Below are 21,352 nucleotides of genomic sequence, written 5' to 3' on the forward strand. Positions count from 1 at the left end.
GTCTCGAAGGTGTGCATCATCGGTCCGACCCCGCGCTCGTCCCGACGTACCGGCGCAGATGCTCGGCCGTGAGGGTGTCGCCACCGGCGACGAGGTCGGCGGGCGACCCCTCGAACACGATCCGCCCGCCGTCGCGCCCGGCGCCGGGACCGATGTCGATGATGTGATCGGCGTGCGCCATGAGCGCCTGGTGGTGCTCGATGACGATGACGGAGTTCCCGGCGTCGACGAGGCGGTCAAGCAGCGCGAGAAGGTTGTCGACGTCTGCCAGGTGCAGGCCCGTCGTGGGCTCGTCGAGGATGTAGACCGAGCCGGACGTCGCCATCGAGATGGCCAGCTTCAACCGCTGCCGCTCGCCGCCGGAGAGCGTGCTGAGCGCCTGCCCCAGCGTGATGTACCCGAGGCCCACGTCGATGAGACGCGAGAGGATGCCGCCCGCCACGCGCGCCGGCAGCGCCTCCGCGGCCTCCGCCGCGCTCAGCGCGAGCACGTCCGCGACGGTGCGCCCGTCGAGGGTGTACCGAAGCACCTCGGGGCTGAACCCCGATCCCCGGCAGACGTCGCACTCCGTCTCGACGGACGCGGTGATGCCGAGCTTCGTCACGATGACGCCGAGTCCCTTGCAGGCCGGGCACGCACCCTGCGAGTTGGCGCTGAAGAGAGCCGGCTTGACCCCGTTCGCCTTCGCGAACGCCGAGCGGATCGGATCGAGCAGTCCCGTGTAGGTCGCCGGGCTGCTGCGGCGATTGCCGCGAATGGGCGACTGATCGACGACGACGACCCCCTCCCGCCCCGCGAGGCTGCCGTGGATGAGCGACGACTTGCCCGAGCCGGCCACCCCGGTGACGACGGTGAGGGCCCCGAGGGGGATGTCGACGTCGACCGACCTGAGGTTGTTGGCGGTCGCGCCTCGGATCTCGAGGACGCCGGAGGCCGAGCGCACCGCTGGCTTCAGCTGCGCCCGGTGATCGAGGTGCCGGCCGGTCAGCGTGTCGGAGGCCCGCAGCTCGGCGACCGTTCCCGTGAACTGGACCCGCCCGCCGTGGCGACCCGCGCCCGGCCCGAGGTCGATGACGTGATCGGCGATCTCGATGACCTCCGGCTTGTGCTCGACGACGAGCACCGTGTTGCCTTTGTCGCGCAGGCCGCGAAGCAGGTCGTTCATCCGCTGGATGTCGTGCGGGTGCAGTCCTGCCGTGGGCTCGTCGAAGACGTAGGTGACGTCGGTCAGGCTCGATCCGAGATGCCGGATCATCTTCGTCCGTTGAGCCTCGCCGCCCGACAGGGTGCCCGACGACCGATCGAGCGAGAGGTATCCCAGCCCGATGTCGATGAAGGACTGCACGGTGCCGCGCAACCCCGCGAGCAGCGGCTCGACACCCGGCGCGTCGATCGATGCGAGCCACGCGGCGAGGTCGGTGATCTGCATGGCCGCGGCGTCGGCGATGCTCGCCCCGGCGATCTTCGCCGACCGCGCGCCGGCGTTGAGCCTCGTTCCATCGCATGCCGGACAGGGCATGAACTTCACCGCGCGCTCGACGAAGGCCCGCACATGCGGCTGCAACGCGTCGCGATCCTTCTGCAGCATCGACTTCGTGACGCGGGGCACGAGCCCCTCGTAGGTCATGTTGATGCTCTGGATCTTGATCTTGGTCGGCTCTTTGTAGAGGAAGTCCGCGAGTTCGGCATCCGTGTAGTCGGCGACGGGCTTGTCGGGGTCGAGCAGCCCCGACTCGCTGTACCCGCGCACCATCCAGCCGTCGGCGCTGTATCCGGGAACGCGGATGGCCCCTTCGTTGAGCGACTTCGACCGGTCGACCAGTTCGTCGATGTCGATGTCGCTGACCTCGCCGAGGCCCTCGCAGTCGGGACACATGCCGCCCGTCACCTGAAAGGAGCGTCGTTCCGCCCGGCCCGCGTCGCCTCCGACCGCGACCGTGATCTCGCCCGCCCCCGACACCGACGGGACATTGAACGAGAAGGCCTGCGGTGAGCCGACGAACGGTTCGCCGATGCGGCTGAACAGCACGCGCAGCATGGCGTGCACGTCGGTCGCCGTGCCCACGGTCGAGCGGGCGTTCGCTCCCATCCGCTCCTGGTCGACGATGATCGCGGGGCTGATGTTCTCGAGCGCGTCGACCTCGGGCCGTGCGATCTGCGCCATGAACTGCTGGACGAACGTCGGATAGGTCTCGTTGATCAGCCGCCGGGACTCGGCGGCGATCGTGCCGAACACGAGCGACGACTTGCCCGAGCCGCTCACCCCGGTGAAGACGGTGAGGCGTCGCTTCGGGACGTCGACATCGACGCCGTCCAGGTTGTTCTCGCGGGCGCCGCGCACGCGGATGACCTCGTGCGAATCGGCGGCGTTCTCAGCGGATGCGGCGGCCATCGGACATCCTCTCGGTGCGGACCTCCCCATTGTGGGGCTCGACGGCGTGCGAGGCGAGAGCTCGATGGCATCCGACGACGTGGTCGTCGACCATGCCGGCCGACTGCATGAGCGCGTACATCGTCGTCGGCCCGACGAATCGGAAGCCGCGGCGGCGCAGGGCCTTGCTCATCGCCTCCGACTCGGCCGTCACCGCCGGCACCTCGGCGAGCGTCGCCGGACGGGGCCGCGGCACGGCGGGCGCGAAAGACCACATCAGCTCGTCGAACTCGCCGTCGGCGACGTCGCGCAGCAGCCTCGCGTTCGAGATGGTGGCCTCGATCTTCGCCCTATTGCGGATGATGCCGGCATCCGCCATCAGGGCTGCGATCTCGGTCGATCCGAATGCGGCGACCCGCGCCGGCTCGAACCCCGCGAACACCTCGCGGAAACGGGGGCGTTTGCGGAGGATCGTGATCCAGCTCAGTCCCGCTTGGAACCCCTCGAGGCTCAGCTTCTCGAACAGTGCGCGATCGCCGTGGAGCGGGCGCCCCCACTCCTCGTCGTGGTAGCGCCGGTACTCGGCGTCATCCCCCACCCAGCCGCAGCGAGCGAGGCCGTCGGGTCCGGTGATGAGGTCGTGCACCATCCCGTCAGGCTAGCGAGCCCCGCCGACATCCCTCGGGCGATCGGCGGGGCGGCATCCGATCAGGACCCTCGCTTGGCCGACTTCGCGAGCGTCTTCTCCGAGACCGGGGCGCTGCCCGACGCGGCGAGCTCTGCGAAGTACTCGCGCGCTTCACGCTGCCGCTCGGCCTCGGCGCCCGATGCGATGGGCGCCCGGACGTGCTCGGGGGCGAACCCGAAGGCGTCGACGAGGTCTTGGGCGTGCGGGCGGAGCCGAGCGCACAACCGGTCGATGTAGCTCGTCACGGCGGCCGCGCGCTGGGTCGAGAGGCGACCGTGGATGAGGTACCAGGCGAGGTGCCGCTCGATCAGGGTCAGGCCGAAGAGGTCGCGCAGCCACACGAGCACCTGGCGCGTGCCCTCGTCGTCGACCCGCTCGACACCCTGCGCGAAGGCCTCCCACTGCAGCAGCTCGCCGTGGGCACGAGCCGCCTCGATCAGCTCCGACTGGTGCTGGTTGAAGACGGCGGCGGCATCCTGCTGCGACATCTTCGACGCGGGCCGGAGGGCGGCCGCGATATCGGCGATCATCTGCTCGACGCGGCCCGTCAGCAGCTCGTGCTGCTGTTCGGCCCGCAGCCCGAGCTCGACCGATCGCGCCGTCTGACCGAAGTCGGCGACCGACTGACCGAGCCGCCGGAGGCCGGCGCCGTGGAAGACGCGCTCGGCGGTCGAGACCGCGGCGAACTTCGCGAGGGCCTTCGCGTCGGCTCCCTTGAACTGCTTCGCGTAGTCGCTGAGCAGGCGCTTGCCCACCAGCTGGAGGAGCACGTTGTTGTCGCCCTCGAAGGTGGCGAAGACATCGAGGTCGTGGTGCAGGTCGACCATGCGGTTCTCGGCGAGGAACCCTTGACCGCCGCATGCCTCGCGGCATTCCTGGATCGTGTCCAGAGCGTTCCACGTCGACAGCGGCTTGAGCGCCGCGGCGAGGGTCTCGAGGTTCTCGCGCCCCTCCGGGGTGTCGGTGCGGCCCGAGAACACGCCGTCGAATGCCTGCAGCAGCTCGTCGTGCGAGAAGTACTGCGCGTAGGTCTGCGCGATCCGCGGCAGCAGGCGCCGCTGGTGCCGGCCGTAATCGAGCAGGGTGACCTCTTCGGTGCCGGCACCCGAGTCGAACTGCCGGCGCTGGTTCGCGTACGTCACGGCGATGTACTCCGCCAGTGCCGAGGCCGTCGTGGCGGAGCCGTCGAGCGACACGCGACCCTGCACGAGTGCCCCGAGCATCGTGAAGAACCGGCGGCCGGGGCTGGGGATGTCGGAGCTGTAGGTGCCGTCGGGCGCGACGTCGCCGTAGCGATTGAGCAGGTTCGTGCGCGGGATGCGCACGTGGTCGAAGTGCAGCCGGCCGTTGTCGATGCCGTTGAGCCCGCCCTTGACGCCGTCGTCCTCACCACCGACCCCGGGCAGGAAGTTGCCCTCGTCGTCGCGGAGCGGCACGAAGAAGCAATGGACGCCGTAGTTCACGCCACCCGTGATGAGCTGAGCGAACAGGGTCGCCGCCTTGCCGTGGACGGCGGCGTTGCCCAGGTAGTCCTTCCACGCGCCGCGGAACGGCGTGTGGATCACGAACTCCTCGGTCTCGGGGTCGTACGTGGCCGTCGTGCCGATGGCCGCGACATCCGATCCGTGCCCGGTCTCGGTCATCGCGAACGCGCCCGGCAGGCGCATCTCCATCGCATCGCGCAGCCACGCGTCGTGATGCGGCTTCGTGCCCAGCTGGTGGATGGCGGAGCCGAAGAGACCCCACTGGACACCCGACTTGATCTGCAGGCTGGGGTCGGCCAGGACGAGCTCCTGGAAACCGGCGAGGTTCGCGCCGTTGTCGCCGTCGCCGCCGTACTCCTTCGGGTAGCCACGGCCCGAGGCGCCGCGCTCGACGAGCAGGTGGAGCTGCTTGAGCACGCGTTCACGGTGCTCGGCCATCGGCTCGCCCGGGATCTGCCAGAACACCGGGTCCTTGATCATCTCGCGCGCCTCGCGACGCGTCGCCGCCCACGTTCCGAGCAGCATGTCGGTGACCGCGTCGATGTCGATGCGGGGCTCATGCGCCTCCGCCGCGGTGTGGGGCGCGGTCGGGGCACCCCCGGCCGGGGTGCGGTCGGCGGTTGCGGGCTTGTGGGGACGAACAGCGGCGTCGGTCATCGCGTGCCTTTCGACGTCGGAAGGATCGGAGTCGATACTCACGGTAGGACTTCCACAACACCTCACCAAGCGGGTTGGTCGATCAGCACAACGGGATTCCGGTACGTCGGCGACCCGCATTGTGCGACCGCGACATCCGGTCGGTCGGTGGGATGTGCGTCAGTGCGATGCCACGACCGCGAGCACCGCGTCGCCGTAGGCCTCGCGCTTCTTCGCCCCGATGCCGGTGATGCCCTCGAGGTCGGCCGACGTGCGAGGGCGGCGATCGGCGAGAGCGCGCAACGTCGCGTCGCCGAAGACGATGTATGCCGGCACGCCCTGCTCGCGAGCCTGCTCGGCCCGCCACGCCCGCAGGGCCTCGAAGAGGTCGCGGTCGCCCTCGGCGACCTGCTCGGCCGCGGCCGCCTTGCGGACGCGAGAGCCGCCGCTGTTCTGCCCCCGTCCGAGCACGTCGCGCCGAAGGGGAACGCCGACCTCGCCCTTGAGCACCGGCGCGCCGGCGTCGCCGACCGCGAGCACGCCGTACTCACCGCGGGCGACGAGGATCCCGCGGGCGAGCAGCTGCCGGATGACGCTGCGCCAGTCCTGGTCGGACAGGTCGGCCCCGAGGCCGTACGTCGCCAGCTCGTCATGACGCTGCTGGCGGATGCGCTCGGTGGAGGCCCCGCGCAGGATGTCGACGAGGTGGCCGGCGCCGAACGACTGGTTGCGCTCGCGCTGCAGCCGCACGATCGTCGAGAGCAGTTTCTGCGCCGGGATCAGCCCGTCCCAGGTGTCGGGCGGGGTGAGGCAGGTGTCGCAGTTGCCGCACGGCTCGGAGTCCTGGCCGAAGTAGCCGAGCAGGTTCTGGCGGCGGCAGGCGACCGTCTCGCACAGGGCGAGCATCGCGTCGAGGTGCTGCCCCATGCGCATCTTGAACGTGCGGTCGCCGGGGCTCTGATCGATGAGGCGCCGCTGCTGCACGACATCCCCCAGGCCGTAGGCCATCCAGGCGATCGACGCTTCGCCGTCGCGTCCCGCGCGTCCGGTCTCCTGGTAGTAGCCCTCGACGGACTTCGGCAGATCGATATGGGCGACGAATCGCACGTCGGGCTTGTCGATGCCCATCCCGAAAGCGATCGTCGCGACCATGACGACACCGTCTTCGCGGAGGAACCGCGACTGGTGCTTCGCCCGCATCTCGGCCGGCAGCCCGGCGTGATACGGCAGCGCGTCGAGCCCCTGCGCGGCGAGGTAGTCGGCGGTCTGCTCGACCGACTTGCGGCTGAGCGCGTACACGATGCCGGCCGACCCCTCGGGCATCGAGCGGATGAACGTGACGAGCTGCCGCCGCGGGTCGACCTTCGGCTCGATGCGGTACTGGATGTTGGGCCGGTCGAAGCTCGCGACGAAGTGACGCGCCTGCGGCAGGCGCAGCCGCTCGGTGAGTTCCTGGTGGGTCGCGCGGGTCGCGGTGGCGGTGAGCGCCATCCGCGGCACCCCGGGGAACCGCTCGTCGAGGTCGCCGAGGGCGAGGTAGTCGGGGCGGAAGTCATGGCCCCACTGCGAGACGCAGTGCGCTTCGTCGATCGCGATGACGCTCAGGGCGCCTCGCTGGAGCAGCTGCGTCGTCTGCGGCACACTCAGCCGCTCGGGGGCGACGTAGAGCAGGTCGAGCTCGCCGGCGAGATAGGCCTGCTCGACGCCCGCGCGCTCGCCCGGAGACTGCGTGGAGTTCAGATAGGCCGCCCGCACGCCGTTGGCGATCAGGGCATCGACCTGATCGTGCATGAGCGCGATGAGCGGACTGACGACGAGTCCGGTTCCGGGACGCACGAGCGCGGGAACCTGGTAGGTGATCGACTTGCCGCCGCCGGTGGGCATGAGCACGACGGCATCCCCGCCGCCGATGACGTGCGAGACGATATCGCCCTGGTCGCCGCGGAAGTCGTCGTAGCCGAAGACCTCCTTGAGCACGGCGCGGGGGTCTGCGCCGGTGAAGTCGCGGCGCGCGAGGGAGAGGACGGCGGCGGGGGCCGCCGTCGGAGGCGCGGCTGCGGTGCGGGCCGGGCTCACGGTGCTGCGGGCCGAGGTCGCGAAGACGCTCGACGCCGGGGCGGCGGCGCGGTCGCGGGTGGCGCGGGCGACGGCAGCGCCGTAACCGTCGAACTCGGGCGGCGGCGGTGCGTCGAAATCCTCGGGCGGAGCGAACTCGTCGGGGTTCCAGTCGAGGTCGGCGTAGGGATCGGCATCCCAGGACTGCTGCTCTCGACTCACCCGATTCACGATAGCCGCGGCATCCGACATCGTGCTCCGCGCGTTCACAGGCGCGGAGTCGTCGCGTCTGTCGTCAGCACCATCGTTCGGCGAGTGTCGCGACGACGTTGAGGTTGCGATTGGTCGCGACGCCGAGGAGTTTCGCCGCGCCGAGCGGATCGACGGTGCCGTCCTGGTATCCGGGCTCGAGCAGCGCGTGGACGGCGCGGCCGCGCACGCGCATGCGCCCGGCGGCAGTCGCGAGGGACTCGACCCGGGCTGCGGTGTCGGGGTCGAGCTCGTCCTTGAGCAGGTACACGTAATGGCGGGCCAGGCCCGGGTTCGCCTCGCTCACGGCGAGCGCCTCGGCGGCGAGCGCGGCGAACTCGTCGGCTCGGAACGTGATCGTCGGGACGTCGAAGCCCCGATCGGCCGCGTAGGCCCGCTCGAGGGTCTGCTCGAGCTTCGCGCGGGATCGCATGCGCGTGTCGAAGCGGATGTTGCCGGTGTTGATGTGCGTGACGACGTTCTCGAAGCCGGCGGCCTCGGTGACCCGGCGGATGTCGTCCTTCGGGAAGACGCGCGTCGCGCCGAGGTTGATCGCCCGCAGAAACCCGAGATGTGTGGCCACGCCCTCATCATGCCCAGGGCCCGCGACATCCGGTCACGGCGCGGCCTGGCCGAGCTCAGAGGCGGATGACCTCGGCAACGCGCACGACGGCCGTGCCGGCTTCGACGGACTGCTCGAGGTCGACCTCGGCCCGGATGCGCCAGTCGTGGTCTCCGGCGGGGTCGTCGATGATCTGCTCGACGCGCCAGATGCCGTCGCGGGCCGCGGACTCGTCGATGACGCAGAGCGACGGCGAGCGCGCGGCACCACCGGTGAGGATCTCGTCGTGGTCGTCGTAGTACCGGTCGAGCACCTCCGGCCAGTCGACTTCGGCGTCGAGGGCTTCGAGCGCTTCATCGTCCTGCAGCGCGGCGAGCTGAACCCGGCGGAACATCTCGTTGCGCACCAGCACCGTGAACGCGCGCCGATTCGTCAGCACCGAGGGCGGCGCGGGCGGCACGACGGGAGCGTCGGGGTCGTCGGTCGGGTGCGCGAGCGACTCCCACTCGTCGACGAGGCTGGAGTCGACCTGCCGCACGAGCTCCCCCAGCCACTCGATGAGGTCCATCAGGTCGTCGGTCCGCGCCTCGGCCGGCACGGTCTGGCGGATCGCGCGGTACGCGTCGCTGAGGTAGCGCAGCACGAGGCCCTCGCTGCGCCCCAGTTGGTAGAACGACACGAACTCCCCGAACGACATCGCCCGCTCGAACATGTCGCGCACGACCGACTTCGGCGACAGCTCGAAGTCGCGCACCCACGGCTGGCTCGACGCGAAGGTCTCGAACGCCTGGGCGAGGAGGTCGGCGAGGGGCTTGGGCCAGGTGATCTCCTCGAGCAGCGCCATCCGCTCGTCGTACTCGATGCCGTCGCGCTTCATCGCGCCGACCGCCTCGCCGCGCGCCTTGTACTCCTGCTGCGACAGGATCGCGCGCGGGTCGTCGAGCGTCGCCTCGATCACGCTCACGACATCGAGCGCATAGTGGCCGGTGCCGGTCTCGGCGTCATCCGGGGACAGCAGCTCGATCGCCGCGAGCGCGAACGGCGACAGCGGCTGGTTGAGCGCGAAGTTGGGCTGCAGATCGACCGTGAGTCTGATCGTCGACTCGCCAGAAACCGCGGATGCCGCACCCCTCGCATCCGCATTCTGTGGCGAGTCGACGGCAAGAGCCACAGAGGCGGGGCGCACGACCTCGACGATGCCGGCGGCCACCAGGGTGCGGAAGATCGCCAGGGCCCGGCGGGCCAGGGCGTACTGCCGGGCGCGGGGTTCGTGGTTGTCGAAGACGAGCGAGCGGACGTTGCCGAACACGTCGCCCCCGCGACCGATGACGTTGAGCAGCATCGCGGCCGACAGCTGCAGCTGCGGCGTGAGCGGCTCGGGCTGCGCCTCGACGAGCCGCTCGAACGAGCCCTCGCCCCAGTTGACGACGCCGGTCGGAGCCTTCTTGCGCACGATCTTCTTGCGCTTGGCGGGGTCGTCTCCGGCCTTCGCGAGGGCGACGGCGTTCTCGATTTCCCACTCCGGCGCCATGACGACGACGTTCCCGTGCGGGTCGAAGCCGGCGCGTCCCGCACGCCCCGCGACCTGATGGAACTCGCGGGCGGTGAGCTGCCGCATCCGGGTCCCGTCGTACTTCGACAGCGCCGTGATCACGACGGTGCGGATCGGGACGTTGATGCCCACCCCGAGCGTGTCGGTGCCGCAGATGACCTTGAGCAGCCCGCGCTGGGCGAGCGTCTCGACGAGACGCCGGTACCGCGGCAGCATCCCGGCGTGGTGCACGCCGATGCCCGCCCGCACGAGGCGCGACAGGGTCTTGCCGAAGCCGGTCGTGAAGCGGAATCCGCCGATCGCCTCGGCGATGGCATCCCGCTGCTCGCGCGTCGTGATCTTCACGCTCGACAGCGCCTGCGCGCGCTCGAGCGCGGCGGCCTGCGAGAAGTGCACGATGTAGACCGGGGTCTCGCGCTCCTCCAGCAGCCGCTCGAGCACGTCGTGCACGGGGCGCCGCTCGTACGAGAAGTGCAGCGGCACCGGACGCTCGACACCGGTGACCAGGGCCGTCCGCCGGCCCGTGCGACGCGAGAGGTCGTCGGCGAGGTCGGTGACGTCGCCGAGCGTGGCCGACATGAGCAGGAACTGCGCGCGCGGCAGGGTCAGCAGCGGCACCTGCCACGCCCAGCCGCGATCGGGGTCGCCGTAGAAGTGGAACTCGTCCATGACCACCTGGTCGACGTCGGCGTCGGCGCCCTCGCGCAACGCGAGGTTGGCGAGGATCTCGGCCGTGCAGCAGATGATCGGCGCCTCGGGGTTGACCGACGAGTCGCCCGTCACCATGCCGACTCGCTCGGCCCCGAAGATCTCGACGAGGGCGAAGAACTTCTCGCTCACGAGCGCCTTGATCGGAGCCGTGTAGTACGTGCGCCCGCCGCGGGAGACGGATGCCGCGTGCGCGGCCACCGCGACGAGCGACTTGCCCGTGCCGGTGGGCGTGGCCAGCACCACGTTGGCCCCCGAGACGAGCTCGATGACCGCCTCGTCCTGTGCCGGGTAGAGCGTGAGCCCACGTCCCTCCGCCCAGGAGGTGAAGGCGTCGTAGATCGCGTCGTCGGAGGGATCCGGGCCGATGAGGTCGAGCAGCGGCGCGGAGGTCATCCCTCGAGTCTGCCCTACACCCGCGGAACGGCGGCCGCCGCGTCGACCTCTCGCACGGATGCCCGGACACGCAGCGGCATCGGCAGAAGCGACGGCGCGACCGCCGCGTCGCCCGCACCGGTGTCATCCTTCGCCGCCTCGACCCGGTCGATGAGAAGCTCGACGGCTCGCTTGCCCATCGCACGGTGGGGCAGCGCGAAGGTCGTGAGCCCCGGACGCAGCCACTGGGCGAACGAGACGTCGTCGAACGAGACGACCGACACGTCGTCGGGCACCGCGAGGCCTCGCTCGCCGAGCGCCTGATACGCGCCCATCGCCAGGCGGTCGTTGAAGCAGATCAGCGCCTGCGGCACGACTCCCCCGTCGAGCAGCTGCGAGGTCAGCCGGAAGCCCTCGGGCGGCAGCCACTGGATGACGGGACTTCCGGATGCCGGCTCGAGTCCGGCATCCCGCAGCGCGTCGAGGATGCCGTGCAGTCGCTGCTGCGCGCCGAGTGAGAACGGCGGCGCGTCGTCTTCTGTCGGCCCGGCACCGATCAGGTGGATGTCGCGGAGCCCGCGCTCGAGCAGGTGACCGACCGCCTCGCGACCGGCGGCGTACTCGTCGGGAAGCACCCGCGGAACATCCGTGGCGCCGTCGACCTCGAGGTTGAGCAGAACGGCGGGAGTGCGTGTCGCCTCGGGAGGCAGCGCCCGGCGGTGGGTGATCATCGAAGCCAGGACCAGGCCGTCGACCTGCCGGTCGAACATGGCGTTGAGCAGCTGCCGCTCGAGCTGGACGTCGCCGCCGGTCTCGCCGACGAACACGAGGAAACCGCGCGCACGGGCGGCGTCGATGGCGCCCTTGATCATCTCTCCGGCCAGTCGCGACGAGGCGACCGAGTCGGAGATGAAGGCGAGGGTGCGGGTGCTGCCCGTGCGGAGCCCGACCGATACGGCGTTGGGACGGTACCCCAGCCGCTCGGCGGCCTCTCGCACCCGCTCCTGGAGCGCCTGCGAGAGGCGCAGCTCGCTGCCGCGTCCGGCGAGGACGAGGGATGCCGTCGATGCCGCGACCCCGGCCTCCGCGGCGACCTGTGCCAGCGTGACGCGCTTGCGGTTCATCTCTCCCCCTCTCGCTCCGGTGCAGCTTCAGTATGCCGCGATTGCGAAGAACCGCCACTGGCTAGTACGTTTTAGCCCAGGTGCTATTTCGTGTTAGCAGCACCTGCCCCTCCACCACCCACAGAAGGTAGACGATGATGTCGACACGAATGCGACGACGTGTTCTCACCACCGCGGCGACCGGCTTCGCCGTCGCGGTCACCCTTTCGGCCTGTGCTCCGCCGAGCGCCGCCCCCGCCGGCGAAGGCGCGGCATCCGGCGGTCCGATCCAGACGACCTGCGGAACGGAGGACGTCACCCTCGACGCTTACGTCGAGACGGGCTTCCCGGTCTTCAGCGACCTCGCCACCGAGTTCGAGAAGCAGTTCCCGAACGTCACGGTGAACCTGCGCGAGGACCAGTTCGCCGTCATCACCCAGAACGCGCCCCGTGTGCTGGTCGACTCCCCGCCGGACATCATGCGTCTCCCCACGATCGTCGACCTGGTCGACAGCGACCTGCTCTACGACCTCGATCCCTACGCCGAGGCCTACGGCTGGGACCAGTGGCCCTCCTCGCAGCTCGAGCAGCTGCGCGTCGACGAGAACGGACAGCGCGGCGACGGGCCGCTGTACGGCATGGGCATCAACTACTCGGTGACGGGTGTCTTCTACAACAAGACCCTCGCTGCGCAGGCCGGCATGACCGAGCCGCCCGCGACCCTCGCCGAGCTCGACGGCTACCTGCAGGCGGCCAAGGACGCCGGGCTCACGCCCGTCGCGCAGTTCAACGGCGGCGCGACCGGCGGCCTCGCCTTCCCGCTGCAGGCGCTCATGGCCTCGTACGGTGAGCCCAGCAAGATCAACGACTGGATCTTCCTCAAGGACGACGCCACGATCGACACCCCCGAGAACCTCGAGGCGGCCGAGCACCTGAAGGGCTGGATCGACGCCGGCTACTTCGCTCCCGACATCAACTCGATGGACTACTCGCAGATGATGAGCCGCTTCATCGGCGGCGAGAGCGTCTTCATCTTCAACGGCGACTGGGAGTCGGGCAACCTCGACGCGCAGATGCCCGACAACGTCGGCTTCTTCCTCATGCCCCCGGTCGAGGCCGGCGGCCAGGTCGGCGCGATGTCGGCGCCGACGACGTACGGCGTCTCGGCCTACGCCGACGAGCCCGACTGCGCGGCCTTCTTCTTCGACTGGGTCGCGACCAACGAGACGGCACGCACCATCGCCGTCGAGTCCGGCGGTTCGCACCCCATGGGCCCGGCCGACGCCTTCATGCCCGAGATCGCCGAGGGCAGCGTCACCGCCGAGACCCTCGCCGCCGGCGCCGACCTCTCGGCGAACAACGGCTCGATGGACTTCATCGCCAACGCGACCGGGTCGATCTACGCCAAGACGCTGACGCCGAACCTCCAGGAGCTGTTCGCCGGAAAGCAGACCGCCGACGGCCTGCTGACCAAGGTGCAGTCCGACTACCTCAGCCAGAAGAAGGAGTAGGCCGTCCCGATGACCGTCACCGGACAGCTCGGCGATCGCCGGGCAAACCGGGACTCGTCGGCCTCTCGGCCGCGCAGGCGCCGCGTCACCACGCGGCGCCTGCGCGAGAGGTCGATCGGTCTCGCCCTGATCGCCCCCGCGCTCATCGCCTACGCGATGTTCGTACTCATCCCCCTCGGCTCGACCGTCCAGTACTCGTTCTACGACTGGGACGGCATCACCACCGCGACGTGGGCGGGCTTCGACAACTACATCCGGATCTTCACCGATTCGACGCTGCTCGTGCCGATCGTCAACGCGCTGAAGCTCATCCTGTACTTCTCGATCGTGCCGGTCATCCTCGGACTCGTCTCGGCCGCCCTGATCCGCAAGCTCGGGGGCAGCCGTCTGGCCGGCATCTCGCGCACCGTCCTGTTCCTGCCGCAGGTGATCCCCCTCGTCGCGGCCGGCATCATGTGGACCTGGCTGCTCGCCGCCGACGGCCTGGTCAACCAGGCCCTGCGCCTGGTGGGACTGGGCGGCGTCACGCGCGCGTGGCTCGGCGACTTCGACACCGCTCTCCCCGCCGTCGGTGTCATCGGAGCGTGGGTCTCGCTCGGGCTCTGCATGCTTCTCATGCTGTCGGGCATGACCAAGATCGACCCGGCGCTCTACGAAGCCGTCCGCATCGACGGCGCGGGCCCGATCCGCGAGTTCTTCACCGTGACGCTGCCCGCGGTGCGCCAGGAGCTCGGCGTCGCGATCCTCATCACGGTGATCAACGCCCTCCGCAGCTTCGACATCATCTACATCTCCACGCAGGGCGGTCCCGGCGGCTCGACCACCGTGCCCGGTCTCGAGATCTACTACCTCGCGTTCTTCCAGCGCGAGGTCGGACAGGCGTCGGCCCTCGCCGTCGTGCTGACGGTGCTCGTCCTGGTGATCGTCCTGCCCCTGAACCGCATCACGCGCGGAAGCGAGAAAGACGCATGAGAACCTCCGCCGTCGAGGCCTGGACGGGCCGCATCGTCCTCATCGTGGTGATGGCGTTCACGATCATCCCGTTCATCACGCTCTTCGTCACCGCGCTCCACGAGCCCGGCACCTACCCCAAGGGCCTGTCGTGGCCCGAGACCCCGCACTGGGACAACTTCGCGCTCGCGTTCCAGTCGGCCGACATGCTCAAGATGCTCGGGTCGAGCGCCCTCATCGAGCTCGGCGTCGTGCCGATCTCGCTCGTCATCGCAACGCTCGCCGGTTTCGCCCTGGGCCACCTGCGCGTGCCCTTCGCCCGTGCGATCTTCGTGCTGTTCGTCCTCGGCCTGACGCTGCCCTTCGAGGGCATCATCGTGCCGATCTACTACCAGATGAAGGGCTACGGCCTCCTCAACACCCAGCTGGCGATCGTCCTGCCGCTGATCGGCCTGTTCATGCCGTTCGCCGTGATGTGGATGCGGGCGCACTTCGTGAACATGCCGCACGAGCTCACCGAGGCGGCGCGCATCGACGGCGCCACGACGTGGCAGCTGTTCTGGCGCATCCACGTCCCCCTGTCGGGCCCGGCGATCTCATCGCTGGCGATCCTGCTGTTCTTGTGGACCTGGAACCAGTTCCTGCTCGCGATCGTCCTCGTCGACGACCCGACCAAGCGCACGATGGCCGGCGCGCTCGGCGCGTTCCAGGGTCAGTGGGGCACCGACATCCCGCTGCTGTGCGCCGGGTCGATCCTGATCCTGCTGCCGACGCTCCTGGTGTTCCTCATCTTCCAGCGTCAGTTCGTGGCGGCTCTGCTGCAGGGGGCGGTGAAGGGATGACGGATGTCGCACGGCCGCCCTTCGACGACGCCGTCGCCCGCGCTCTCGCCGAGTTCGACGACCTCGTGGTCGTGTCGATGAGCAGCGACGAGATCCCGCGCGTGCGCGCGTCCGGGGTCGCGGCTCCGCTCGCCGAGCTCACCGCGCACGGCGCCTTCGAGCGCGACGAGCTGCTCGTCCCCGGGTGGCGTGAGGACGACCCGCCGGTGGGCGTCGTCGTCTACACGCCCGCCGTCGTGCGCCGTCCGGTGCCCGTCATCCTGCACCTGCACGGAGGCGGACTGATCGCGGGGAACGCCGACTCGGACATGCCGGCCACGGCCGAGCTCGCCGAGCGCACCGGCTGCGCGATCCTCTCGGTGGAGTACCGGCTCGCCCCCGAGCACCCGTACCCCGCAGCGCTCGAGGATGCCGCTGCCGCTCTCCGCTGGCTGGCCGGGCCAGACGCCCCCGCCGCCCTGGACGGCGACCGCATCATCGTCGCGGGGGTCAGCGCCGGGGGCGGCCTCGCCGCGGCGACGGCCCTGTTCGCTCGCGATCACGGCGGTCCGCGTATCGCGGGGCTCGTGCTGCTGTGCCCCATGCTCGACCACCGCTCCGACTCGGAATCGGCACGGCAGATGGCGGGCCACGGTTCGTGGGACCGCGACGCCAACGCGACCGCCTGGGCCGCCTATCTGGCCGATGTCGAGGGCGGCGTCCCGCCGTACGCGTCGCCGGCCGTGGCCGACTCGCTCGCGGGGCTGCCGCCGACCTTCATCGACGTCGGCTCGGCAGAGACGTTCCGCGACGAGTGCGTCGCCTTCGCGCGACGGATGTGGGCCGACGGCGGCGACGCCGAGCTGCACGTCTGGCCCGGCGGAGCGCACGCCTTCGACTTCCTCGCGCCGTGGACCGTCCTCGCGCGCGACGCGCGACGTGCTCGCGAAGAGTGGCTGCGCCGCCTGCTCCACCGCATCTGACCCCTCGGAAGAACCCCCAGAACCCATGAACCCCGATTCCCCCCAGCTCATCACCTACGTCGACCGCCTCGGCGGCACCGTCACCGGCATCCGCGATCTGCTCGCGACCCGGCTGTCCGACGCCTTCGGCGGCGTGCACCTGCTGCCCTACTTCACCCCGTTCGACGGTGCGGACGCCGGCTTCGATCCGGTCGACCACGCCTCCATCGATCCGCGTCTGGGCACGTGGGACGACGTCCGCGCGCTGAGCGAGACCCACACGGTCATGAGCGACCTCATCGTCAACCACGTCTCGGCCGACTCGGCGGCCTTCGCCGACGTCCGCCGACGCGGCGACGCATCGCCGTTCGCGCCGATGTTCCTCACGCTCGACTCCGTCTTCCCGGACGGCGTCACCGAGGCCGACCTCACCCGCATCTACCGCCCCCGCCCGGGGCTCCCCTTCACCGCCATCGTCCTCGGCGACCGCTTGCGGCTGGTGTGGACGACGTTCACGTCGGAGCAGATCGACATCGATCTCCGCACCGACGCCGCCTGGGAGTACCTGACGGCGGTCATCGACGCGCTCGTCGCGGGCGGCACCTCGATGCTCCGGCTCGACGCCGTCGGCTACACGGGCAAGGAGGCCGGCACCAGCTGCTTCATGACGGCGGCGACCGAGCGCTACACGCAGCGCATCCTCGAGCTCGCCCACGATCGGGGCGCCCAGGTGCTGCTCGAGATCCACGGCCACCACACGCAGCAGATCGCGATCGCGCGGACGGTCGACTACGTCTACGACTTCGCGCTGCCGCCCCTCGTGCTGCACGCGCTCCACGCGCACGACGCGCGCCCGCTCGCGCGCTGGCTCGAGATCCGTCCCGCGAACTCGATCACGGTCCTCGACACCCACGACGGCATCGGCATCATCGACGTCGGTGTGAGCGACCTCGCCCCCGGCGAACCCGGCCTGCTCGAGCCCGAGCAGATCGACGCCCTCGTCGAGGCGATCCACGACGCGAGCGGCGGCACCAGTCGGCAGGCGACCGGGGCGGCGGCATCGAACCTGGATCTGTACCAGGTCAACTGCACGTTCTACGATGCTCTCGGGCGCGACGACCGGCGCTGCGCGCTCGCGCGGCTGCTGCAGATCATGACCCCGGGCATCCCGCAGGTGTATTACGTCGGGCTCCTCGCTGGCGAGAACGACATGGATCTGCTGAAGGCGACCGGCGTCGGCCGCGACGTCAACCGGCACCACTACACCCCCGACGAGATCGATGCCGCGCTCGCGCGACCGGTCGTCGGACTCCAGCTCGACGCGCTTCGCCTGCGCGCGACCCACCCCGCCTTCGCCGGGACGTTCTCGCACGACCTGCGAGACACGCGCGGTGAGCTGCGGTGGGATGCCGCCGACGCGTCGGTCACGCTCGGCTTCGACCTGGGCGACGCGTCGTTCCAGCTGACGGCGACCGACGGCTCGGCGACGAGCACCTGGTCGCACGCGCGTCTCACCGGGAACTGAGCCGAGGCGGGTGGGGCGGGCGACCGCCTCACCCGCAGCATCAGCCGGCCGTGCCGGCATCCTTCGCGGCCAGCACTCGGCCGCACGACTCGTCGACGCGCTCGGCGAAGGCCGCGTCGGACTCGGCCCGCGAGAGCACCGCGTCGTACATCGCGGGGAGCACCGTCGGATCGGCCGACGCGAGCACGATGTCGACCCCCGCCGACAGCGCCTCGACGGCCCGATCGCCGGGGGCGACGATCTCCGCGGCGGCCGCGGCCGACAGATCGTCGGTGATGACGACACCGTCGAAGCCGACCCGATCGCGCAGCAGGTCGAGCACCGCCGAAGAGAACGCGGCCGGGTGGTCGGGATCGATGTTCTGGTACCGCGCGGTGCCGACCATCACGAGCGACGGACCGGATGCCGTGAGCGCCCGGTACACGTCGACATCCGGCGATTCCGCCGAGACCACCGTGTCGAGAACCTCGGCGGTGTAATCGGTGTTGGCATCCACCCGCCCGAGCCCCGGGAAGTGCTTGAAGGTCGGCAGCACGCCCGATGCGCGCATCCCGTCGGCGAATGCCCCGGCGCCCGCGGCGACGGTCTGCTCGTCGTAGCCGTACTGCCGTCCGAGCGCTCCGATGGGCGGGTTGTTCGATCGGGTGTCGGCGCTCGTGACGATGTCGGCGACGGGGGCGAGATTGACGTCGATGCCCGCTGCCGCCAGCTGAGCGCCCCACGTGGTGGCCGCGGCGCGGAGCGCGTCGGGGCCGAGATCGGCCTGCCGGATGGCGTAGGGCATCTCGTCGAATCCGGGTCCGCTCAGCACCTGCACCTCGCCGCCCTCTTGATCGGTCGCGACCCAGAGCTTCGGCGAGCCCTCCGGCGCAAGGTCGCGGAACTGCGCGACGAGAGCCGCCGTGGCCTCGACGCCCGAGCTCGAGCGGCCATGGAGGAACAGTCCGCCGACGCCGACGCCGCGGTCGCGGATCGCCGCCGCGGCATCCGGCGAGACCGTGTCGACCGGCGTCCCGACCATGAGCACCTGCCCGACGCAGCCCTCCAGCCCGAGAGCCGCGGCGGGGTCGGACGGCGTGGTGGGGGTCGGGGTCGCGGTGGCCGAACCGGTCGGGGCCGGGGCAGACGTCGTCGGGTCGGCCGGTCCCGGCTCGGGGGCGCAGCCGGCGGCGAACGCCAGCACCCCGACCAGGGCGGCGGCGAACGCAGAACGGGTGGCGCGCGAGGAGGAGGGAGTGCGGGTCACCCTTCCATGGTCACCCGGTCAGCAGCAGCGCGCACCGGGGTTGCGGTCCTGGTCGTCCATGCGCTGGCGCCAGAACTGCCGCTCGGTGAGGGGTTGGGTGTCGGGGTGCGTCCGGCGCTGGTGCGCCAGGTACGTCGCGTAGGCGTTGTCGCCCATGAGCGAGGTGACGTACCAGTGCACCGCGCGGGCGACGCGGAGGACGGCCCGACCGGCGCTCTGCACCATCGGTCAGTGCCCCCGGCGCGCGGTCTCGGCCCGCTCCTCGGCGAGCAGCGGCTCCCACTCCTTCTCGAGCTCGCGCTCGGGGCCGGTGGGGATGAAGCCGGCGGGCGCGAAGCGGCGGGACGGGACGGCGGGGTCCTCGGTCTCGTCTCCCCCACCCCGCACGATCGCCCGGACGGCGACGACGACGGCCGAGACGATCACGATGATCGCGAGGACCACGAAGATGATCGACAGCGTGCCCTGCACACCGGTGTTGCGGATGACCGCCTCCACCGTCGCCACCGGCCCCAGACTCTCGTCTCCCGAGGCGAGGGCGTCGCGGTAGCGGAAGTGGTTCGCCCAGTAGCCGATCGCGGGCACCGGCGAGAAGATCTTGTACGCCGAAGCGGTGATCGTCACGACCGCGGTGAAGGCGAGCGGTACGGCGATGATCCAGATCCACTTCACGTACGAGCGTCCGCGCTTCGCGACGATCGCGAGCACGACGGCGAGCGCGATCGCAGCGAGCAGCTGGTTGGCGATGCCGAACAGCGGGAAGAAGGTGTTGATGCCGCCGAGCGGGTCGGTGACGCCGAGGATCAGGATGGCGCCCCACCCGGCGACCATGATCGCCGTCGTGATCCACACGCCCGGACGCCACGACACGTCGCGGAATCGCGGGATCCAGGCGCCGATGGAGTCCTGCAGCATGAAGCGGGCGACGCGGGTTCCGGCATCCACCGCGGTGAGGATGAACAGCGCCTCGAACATGATCGCGAAGTGGTACCAGAACGACATCATGGCCTGGCCGCCGAGGGCCTGCTGCATGATGTGCGCGAGCCCGAGGGCGAGGGTCGGCGCGCCGCCGGTGCGCGAGACGATCGACTCCTCGCCGACGTCGGCCGCGGTCGAGATCAGCAGATCGGGCGTGATCTCGACCCCGGTGAGACCGAGCGAGTTGACGAAGGCGACCGCGCCCTCGACGGTGCCCCCGGTCGCCGCCGAGGGCGCGTTCATCGCGAAGTAGATGCCCTGGTCGATCGAGATCGCGGCAACGAGCGCCATGATCGCGACGAACGACTCCATGAGCATGCCGCCGTATCCGATGAAGCGCGTCTGGCGCTCCTTCTCGACGAGCTTCGGTGTCGTACCCGAAGCGATGAGCGCGTGGAAGCCCGAGAGCGCGCCGCAGGCGATCGTGACGAACAGGAACGGGAAGAGCGGGCCGGCGAACACCGGGCCGAGTCCGTTCTCGCCGAAGATCGTGACCGCGGGCACCGAGATCTCGGGTCGGACGAGCACGATCGCCCCGGCGAGCATGACGATGACGCCGATCTTCATGAAGGTCGACAGGTAGTCGCGGGGAGCGAGCAGCAGCCACACCGGCAGCACCGCGGCGACGAAGCCGTAGATGATGATGCCCCACGCGATGACGGTGCGGTCGAGGTGGAAGATCTCCTGACCCCAGGCCGTGTCGGCGACCCAGCCTCCGGCGATGATCGCGCCCATCAGCAGCACGAACCCGATGATCGAGACCTCGGTGACCTTGCCGGGCCGGAGGTAGCGCAGATAGACGCCCATGAAGAGGGCGATCGGGATCGTCATCGACACCGAGAAGACGCCCCACGGGCTCTCGCCGAGCGCGTTCACGACGACGAGCGCGAGGATCGCGACGATGATCAGCATGATGAGCAGGGATGCCACGATCGCGGCGGTGCCGCCGATGCGCCCGAGCTCCTGCCGGGCCATCTGACCGATCGTCCGGCCACCGCGGCGCATCGAGAAGAAGAGCACGGTGTAGTCCTGCACGGCGCCCGCGACGACGACGCCGACGATGATCCAGATCGTCCCGGGGAGGAACCCCATCTGGGCCGCGAGCACCGGGCCGACGAGCGGACCGGCCCCGGCGATGGCCGCGAAGTGGTGGCCGTAGAGCACACGGCGGTCGGTGGGGACGTAGTCCTTGCCGTCCTGCTTGACCTCGGCCGGGGTCGCGCGCCGGTCGTCGGGGCGCAGCAGGTAGCGCTCGATCACCTTGGAGTAGAAGCGGTACCCGATGAGGTAGGTGCAGACGGCGGCGAACACGAACCAGATCGCATTGACCGTCTCGCCGCGGACGACGGCGAGCATGACCCAGGCGAGTCCGCCGAGCAGGGCGATCGCGATCCAGATCACGACCTTCAACGGCGTCCAGCGCGCGGCGGCGCGGTGCTGCTCGTCGGAGACGGCGACCGGCGGCAGTTTCGGATCGGTGACGATGTCGGACGAGGATCGAGGCATCGGTTCTCCTGGGGGAAGGCGCTTCATTGCGTTTTCCCAGCTTAGGCGGATGCTCCGAGGCATTCCCGG

General features: G+C 70.2%; 15 protein-coding genes. 5 read left to right on the top strand and 10 right to left on the bottom strand.

Features of this window, described 5'->3' with window-relative positions:
• Window positions 1-16: 16 nt before the first annotated feature.
• The 7 genes from CBF90_RS00355 to CBF90_RS00385 form a co-directional block, all read right to left on the bottom strand.
• Window positions 17-2,392 (bottom strand): excinuclease ABC subunit UvrA, encoded by a 2,376-nt coding sequence (locus tag CBF90_RS00355; protein WP_088379626.1) that lies wholly within the window; start codon window positions 2,390-2,392, stop codon window positions 17-19.
• Window positions 2,373-3,020, bottom strand: coding sequence for a DNA-3-methyladenine glycosylase I (locus CBF90_RS00360; RefSeq protein WP_172407758.1), 648 nt, complete (start codon window positions 3,018-3,020; stop codon window positions 2,373-2,375). The genes CBF90_RS00355 and CBF90_RS00360 overlap by 20 nt, the downstream gene beginning before the upstream one ends.
• A 59-nt stretch (window positions 3,021-3,079) precedes the next feature.
• Window positions 3,080-5,200, bottom strand: coding sequence for an acyl-CoA dehydrogenase (locus CBF90_RS00365; RefSeq protein WP_023953010.1), 2,121 nt, complete (start codon window positions 5,198-5,200; stop codon window positions 3,080-3,082).
• 159 nt (window positions 5,201-5,359) lie between these two features.
• On the bottom strand, window positions 5,360-7,456 hold the full coding sequence (gene recQ, locus CBF90_RS00370; RefSeq protein WP_242435541.1) for a DNA helicase RecQ: 2,097 nt from the start codon (window positions 7,454-7,456) through the stop codon (window positions 5,360-5,362).
• 73 nt (window positions 7,457-7,529) lie between these two features.
• Window positions 7,530-8,066 (bottom strand): DUF1697 domain-containing protein, encoded by a 537-nt coding sequence (locus CBF90_RS00375; RefSeq protein WP_071918688.1) that lies wholly within the window; start codon window positions 8,064-8,066, stop codon window positions 7,530-7,532.
• A 55-nt stretch (window positions 8,067-8,121) separates the two neighbouring features.
• Window positions 8,122-10,701, bottom strand: a complete 2,580-nt coding sequence (locus CBF90_RS00380; RefSeq protein ID WP_071918689.1) for an RNA helicase — start codon at window positions 10,699-10,701, stop codon at window positions 8,122-8,124.
• A gap of 14 nt (window positions 10,702-10,715) precedes the next feature.
• Entirely contained in the window at window positions 10,716-11,804 is a 1,089-nt protein-coding gene (locus CBF90_RS00385) for a LacI family DNA-binding transcriptional regulator (protein ID WP_088379627.1), read from the bottom strand.
• Between the two features lie 134 nt (window positions 11,805-11,938).
• Here CBF90_RS00385 and CBF90_RS00390 point away from each other — a divergent pair, with 134 nt between their 5' ends.
• Genes CBF90_RS00390 through gtfA form a run of 5 tightly spaced genes read left to right on the top strand, consistent with a single transcriptional unit; the run spans window position 11,939 to window position 17,553 of the window.
• The gene (locus CBF90_RS00390) at window positions 11,939-13,294 is read left to right on the top strand and encodes an ABC transporter substrate-binding protein (protein WP_088379628.1); all 1,356 of its coding nucleotides are present in this window, start codon (window positions 11,939-11,941) and stop codon (window positions 13,292-13,294) included.
• Between the two features lie 9 nt (window positions 13,295-13,303).
• The gene (locus CBF90_RS00395) at window positions 13,304-14,266 is read left to right on the top strand and encodes a carbohydrate ABC transporter permease (protein ID WP_023953020.1); all 963 of its coding nucleotides are present in this window, start codon (window positions 13,304-13,306) and stop codon (window positions 14,264-14,266) included.
• Window positions 14,263-15,087, top strand: coding sequence for a carbohydrate ABC transporter permease (locus CBF90_RS00400; protein ID WP_064955134.1), 825 nt, complete (start codon window positions 14,263-14,265; stop codon window positions 15,085-15,087). Before CBF90_RS00395 ends, CBF90_RS00400 begins: the two co-directional genes overlap by 4 nt.
• Complete coding sequence (locus tag CBF90_RS00405; protein WP_088379629.1) at window positions 15,084-16,049, top strand: alpha/beta hydrolase fold domain-containing protein; 966 nt, start codon at window positions 15,084-15,086, stop codon at window positions 16,047-16,049. Before CBF90_RS00400 ends, CBF90_RS00405 begins: the two co-directional genes overlap by 4 nt.
• 25 nt (window positions 16,050-16,074) lie before the next feature.
• On the top strand, window positions 16,075-17,553 hold the full coding sequence (gene gtfA, locus CBF90_RS00410; protein ID WP_088379630.1) for a sucrose phosphorylase: 1,479 nt from the start codon (window positions 16,075-16,077) through the stop codon (window positions 17,551-17,553).
• A 40-nt stretch (window positions 17,554-17,593) separates the two neighbouring features.
• On the opposite strand, the gene CBF90_RS00415 is transcribed toward gtfA, so the two are convergent.
• Genes CBF90_RS00415 through CBF90_RS00425 form a run of 3 tightly spaced genes read right to left on the bottom strand, consistent with a single transcriptional unit; the run spans window position 17,594 to window position 21,283 of the window.
• Window positions 17,594-18,799, bottom strand: coding sequence for a glycoside hydrolase family 3 protein (locus CBF90_RS00415; RefSeq protein WP_172407759.1), 1,206 nt, complete (start codon window positions 18,797-18,799; stop codon window positions 17,594-17,596).
• Between the two features lie 18 nt (window positions 18,800-18,817).
• Window positions 18,818-19,024: a YbdD/YjiX family protein gene (locus tag CBF90_RS00420; protein ID WP_023953025.1), complete on the bottom strand. Its 207-nt coding sequence runs from the start codon at window positions 19,022-19,024 to the stop codon at window positions 18,818-18,820.
• A gap of 3 nt (window positions 19,025-19,027) precedes the next feature.
• Complete coding sequence (locus CBF90_RS00425) at window positions 19,028-21,283, bottom strand: carbon starvation CstA family protein (protein WP_088379631.1); 2,256 nt, start codon at window positions 21,281-21,283, stop codon at window positions 19,028-19,030.
• Window positions 21,284-21,352 lie beyond the last annotated feature (69 nt).

Origin of the sequence: Microbacterium sp. AISO3 (assembly GCF_002204305.1) — a bacterium.
GTDB classification, from domain to species: Bacteria; Actinomycetota; Actinomycetes; order Actinomycetales; family Microbacteriaceae; genus Microbacterium; species Microbacterium arborescens.

Excerpts from the sequence above, each read along its gene's own strand:
- CBF90_RS00355 (WP_088379626.1), bottom strand. The coding sequence starts at position 2,392 with ATGGCCGCCGCATCCGCTGAGAACGCCGCCGATTCGCACGAGGTCATC.
- CBF90_RS00360 (WP_172407758.1), bottom strand. The coding sequence starts at position 3,020 with ATGGTGCACGACCTCATCACCGGACCCGACGGCCTCGCTCGCTGCGGC.
- CBF90_RS00365 (WP_023953010.1), bottom strand. The coding sequence starts at position 5,200 with ATGACCGACGCCGCTGTTCGTCCCCACAAGCCCGCAACCGCCGACCGC.
- CBF90_RS00380 (WP_071918689.1), bottom strand. The coding sequence starts at position 10,701 with ATGACCTCCGCGCCGCTGCTCGACCTCATCGGCCCGGATCCCTCCGAC.
- CBF90_RS00385 (WP_088379627.1), bottom strand. The coding sequence starts at position 11,804 with ATGAACCGCAAGCGCGTCACGCTGGCACAGGTCGCCGCGGAGGCCGGG.
- CBF90_RS00390 (WP_088379628.1), top strand. The coding sequence starts at position 11,939 with ATGATGTCGACACGAATGCGACGACGTGTTCTCACCACCGCGGCGACC.
- CBF90_RS00395 (WP_023953020.1), top strand. The coding sequence starts at position 13,304 with ATGACCGTCACCGGACAGCTCGGCGATCGCCGGGCAAACCGGGACTCG.
- CBF90_RS00400 (WP_064955134.1), top strand. The coding sequence starts at position 14,263 with ATGAGAACCTCCGCCGTCGAGGCCTGGACGGGCCGCATCGTCCTCATC.
- CBF90_RS00405 (WP_088379629.1), top strand. The coding sequence starts at position 15,084 with ATGACGGATGTCGCACGGCCGCCCTTCGACGACGCCGTCGCCCGCGCT.
- gtfA (WP_088379630.1), top strand. The coding sequence starts at position 16,075 with ATGAACCCCGATTCCCCCCAGCTCATCACCTACGTCGACCGCCTCGGC.
- CBF90_RS00420 (WP_023953025.1), bottom strand. The coding sequence starts at position 19,024 with ATGGTGCAGAGCGCCGGTCGGGCCGTCCTCCGCGTCGCCCGCGCGGTG.
- CBF90_RS00425 (WP_088379631.1), bottom strand. The coding sequence starts at position 21,283 with ATGCCTCGATCCTCGTCCGACATCGTCACCGATCCGAAACTGCCGCCG.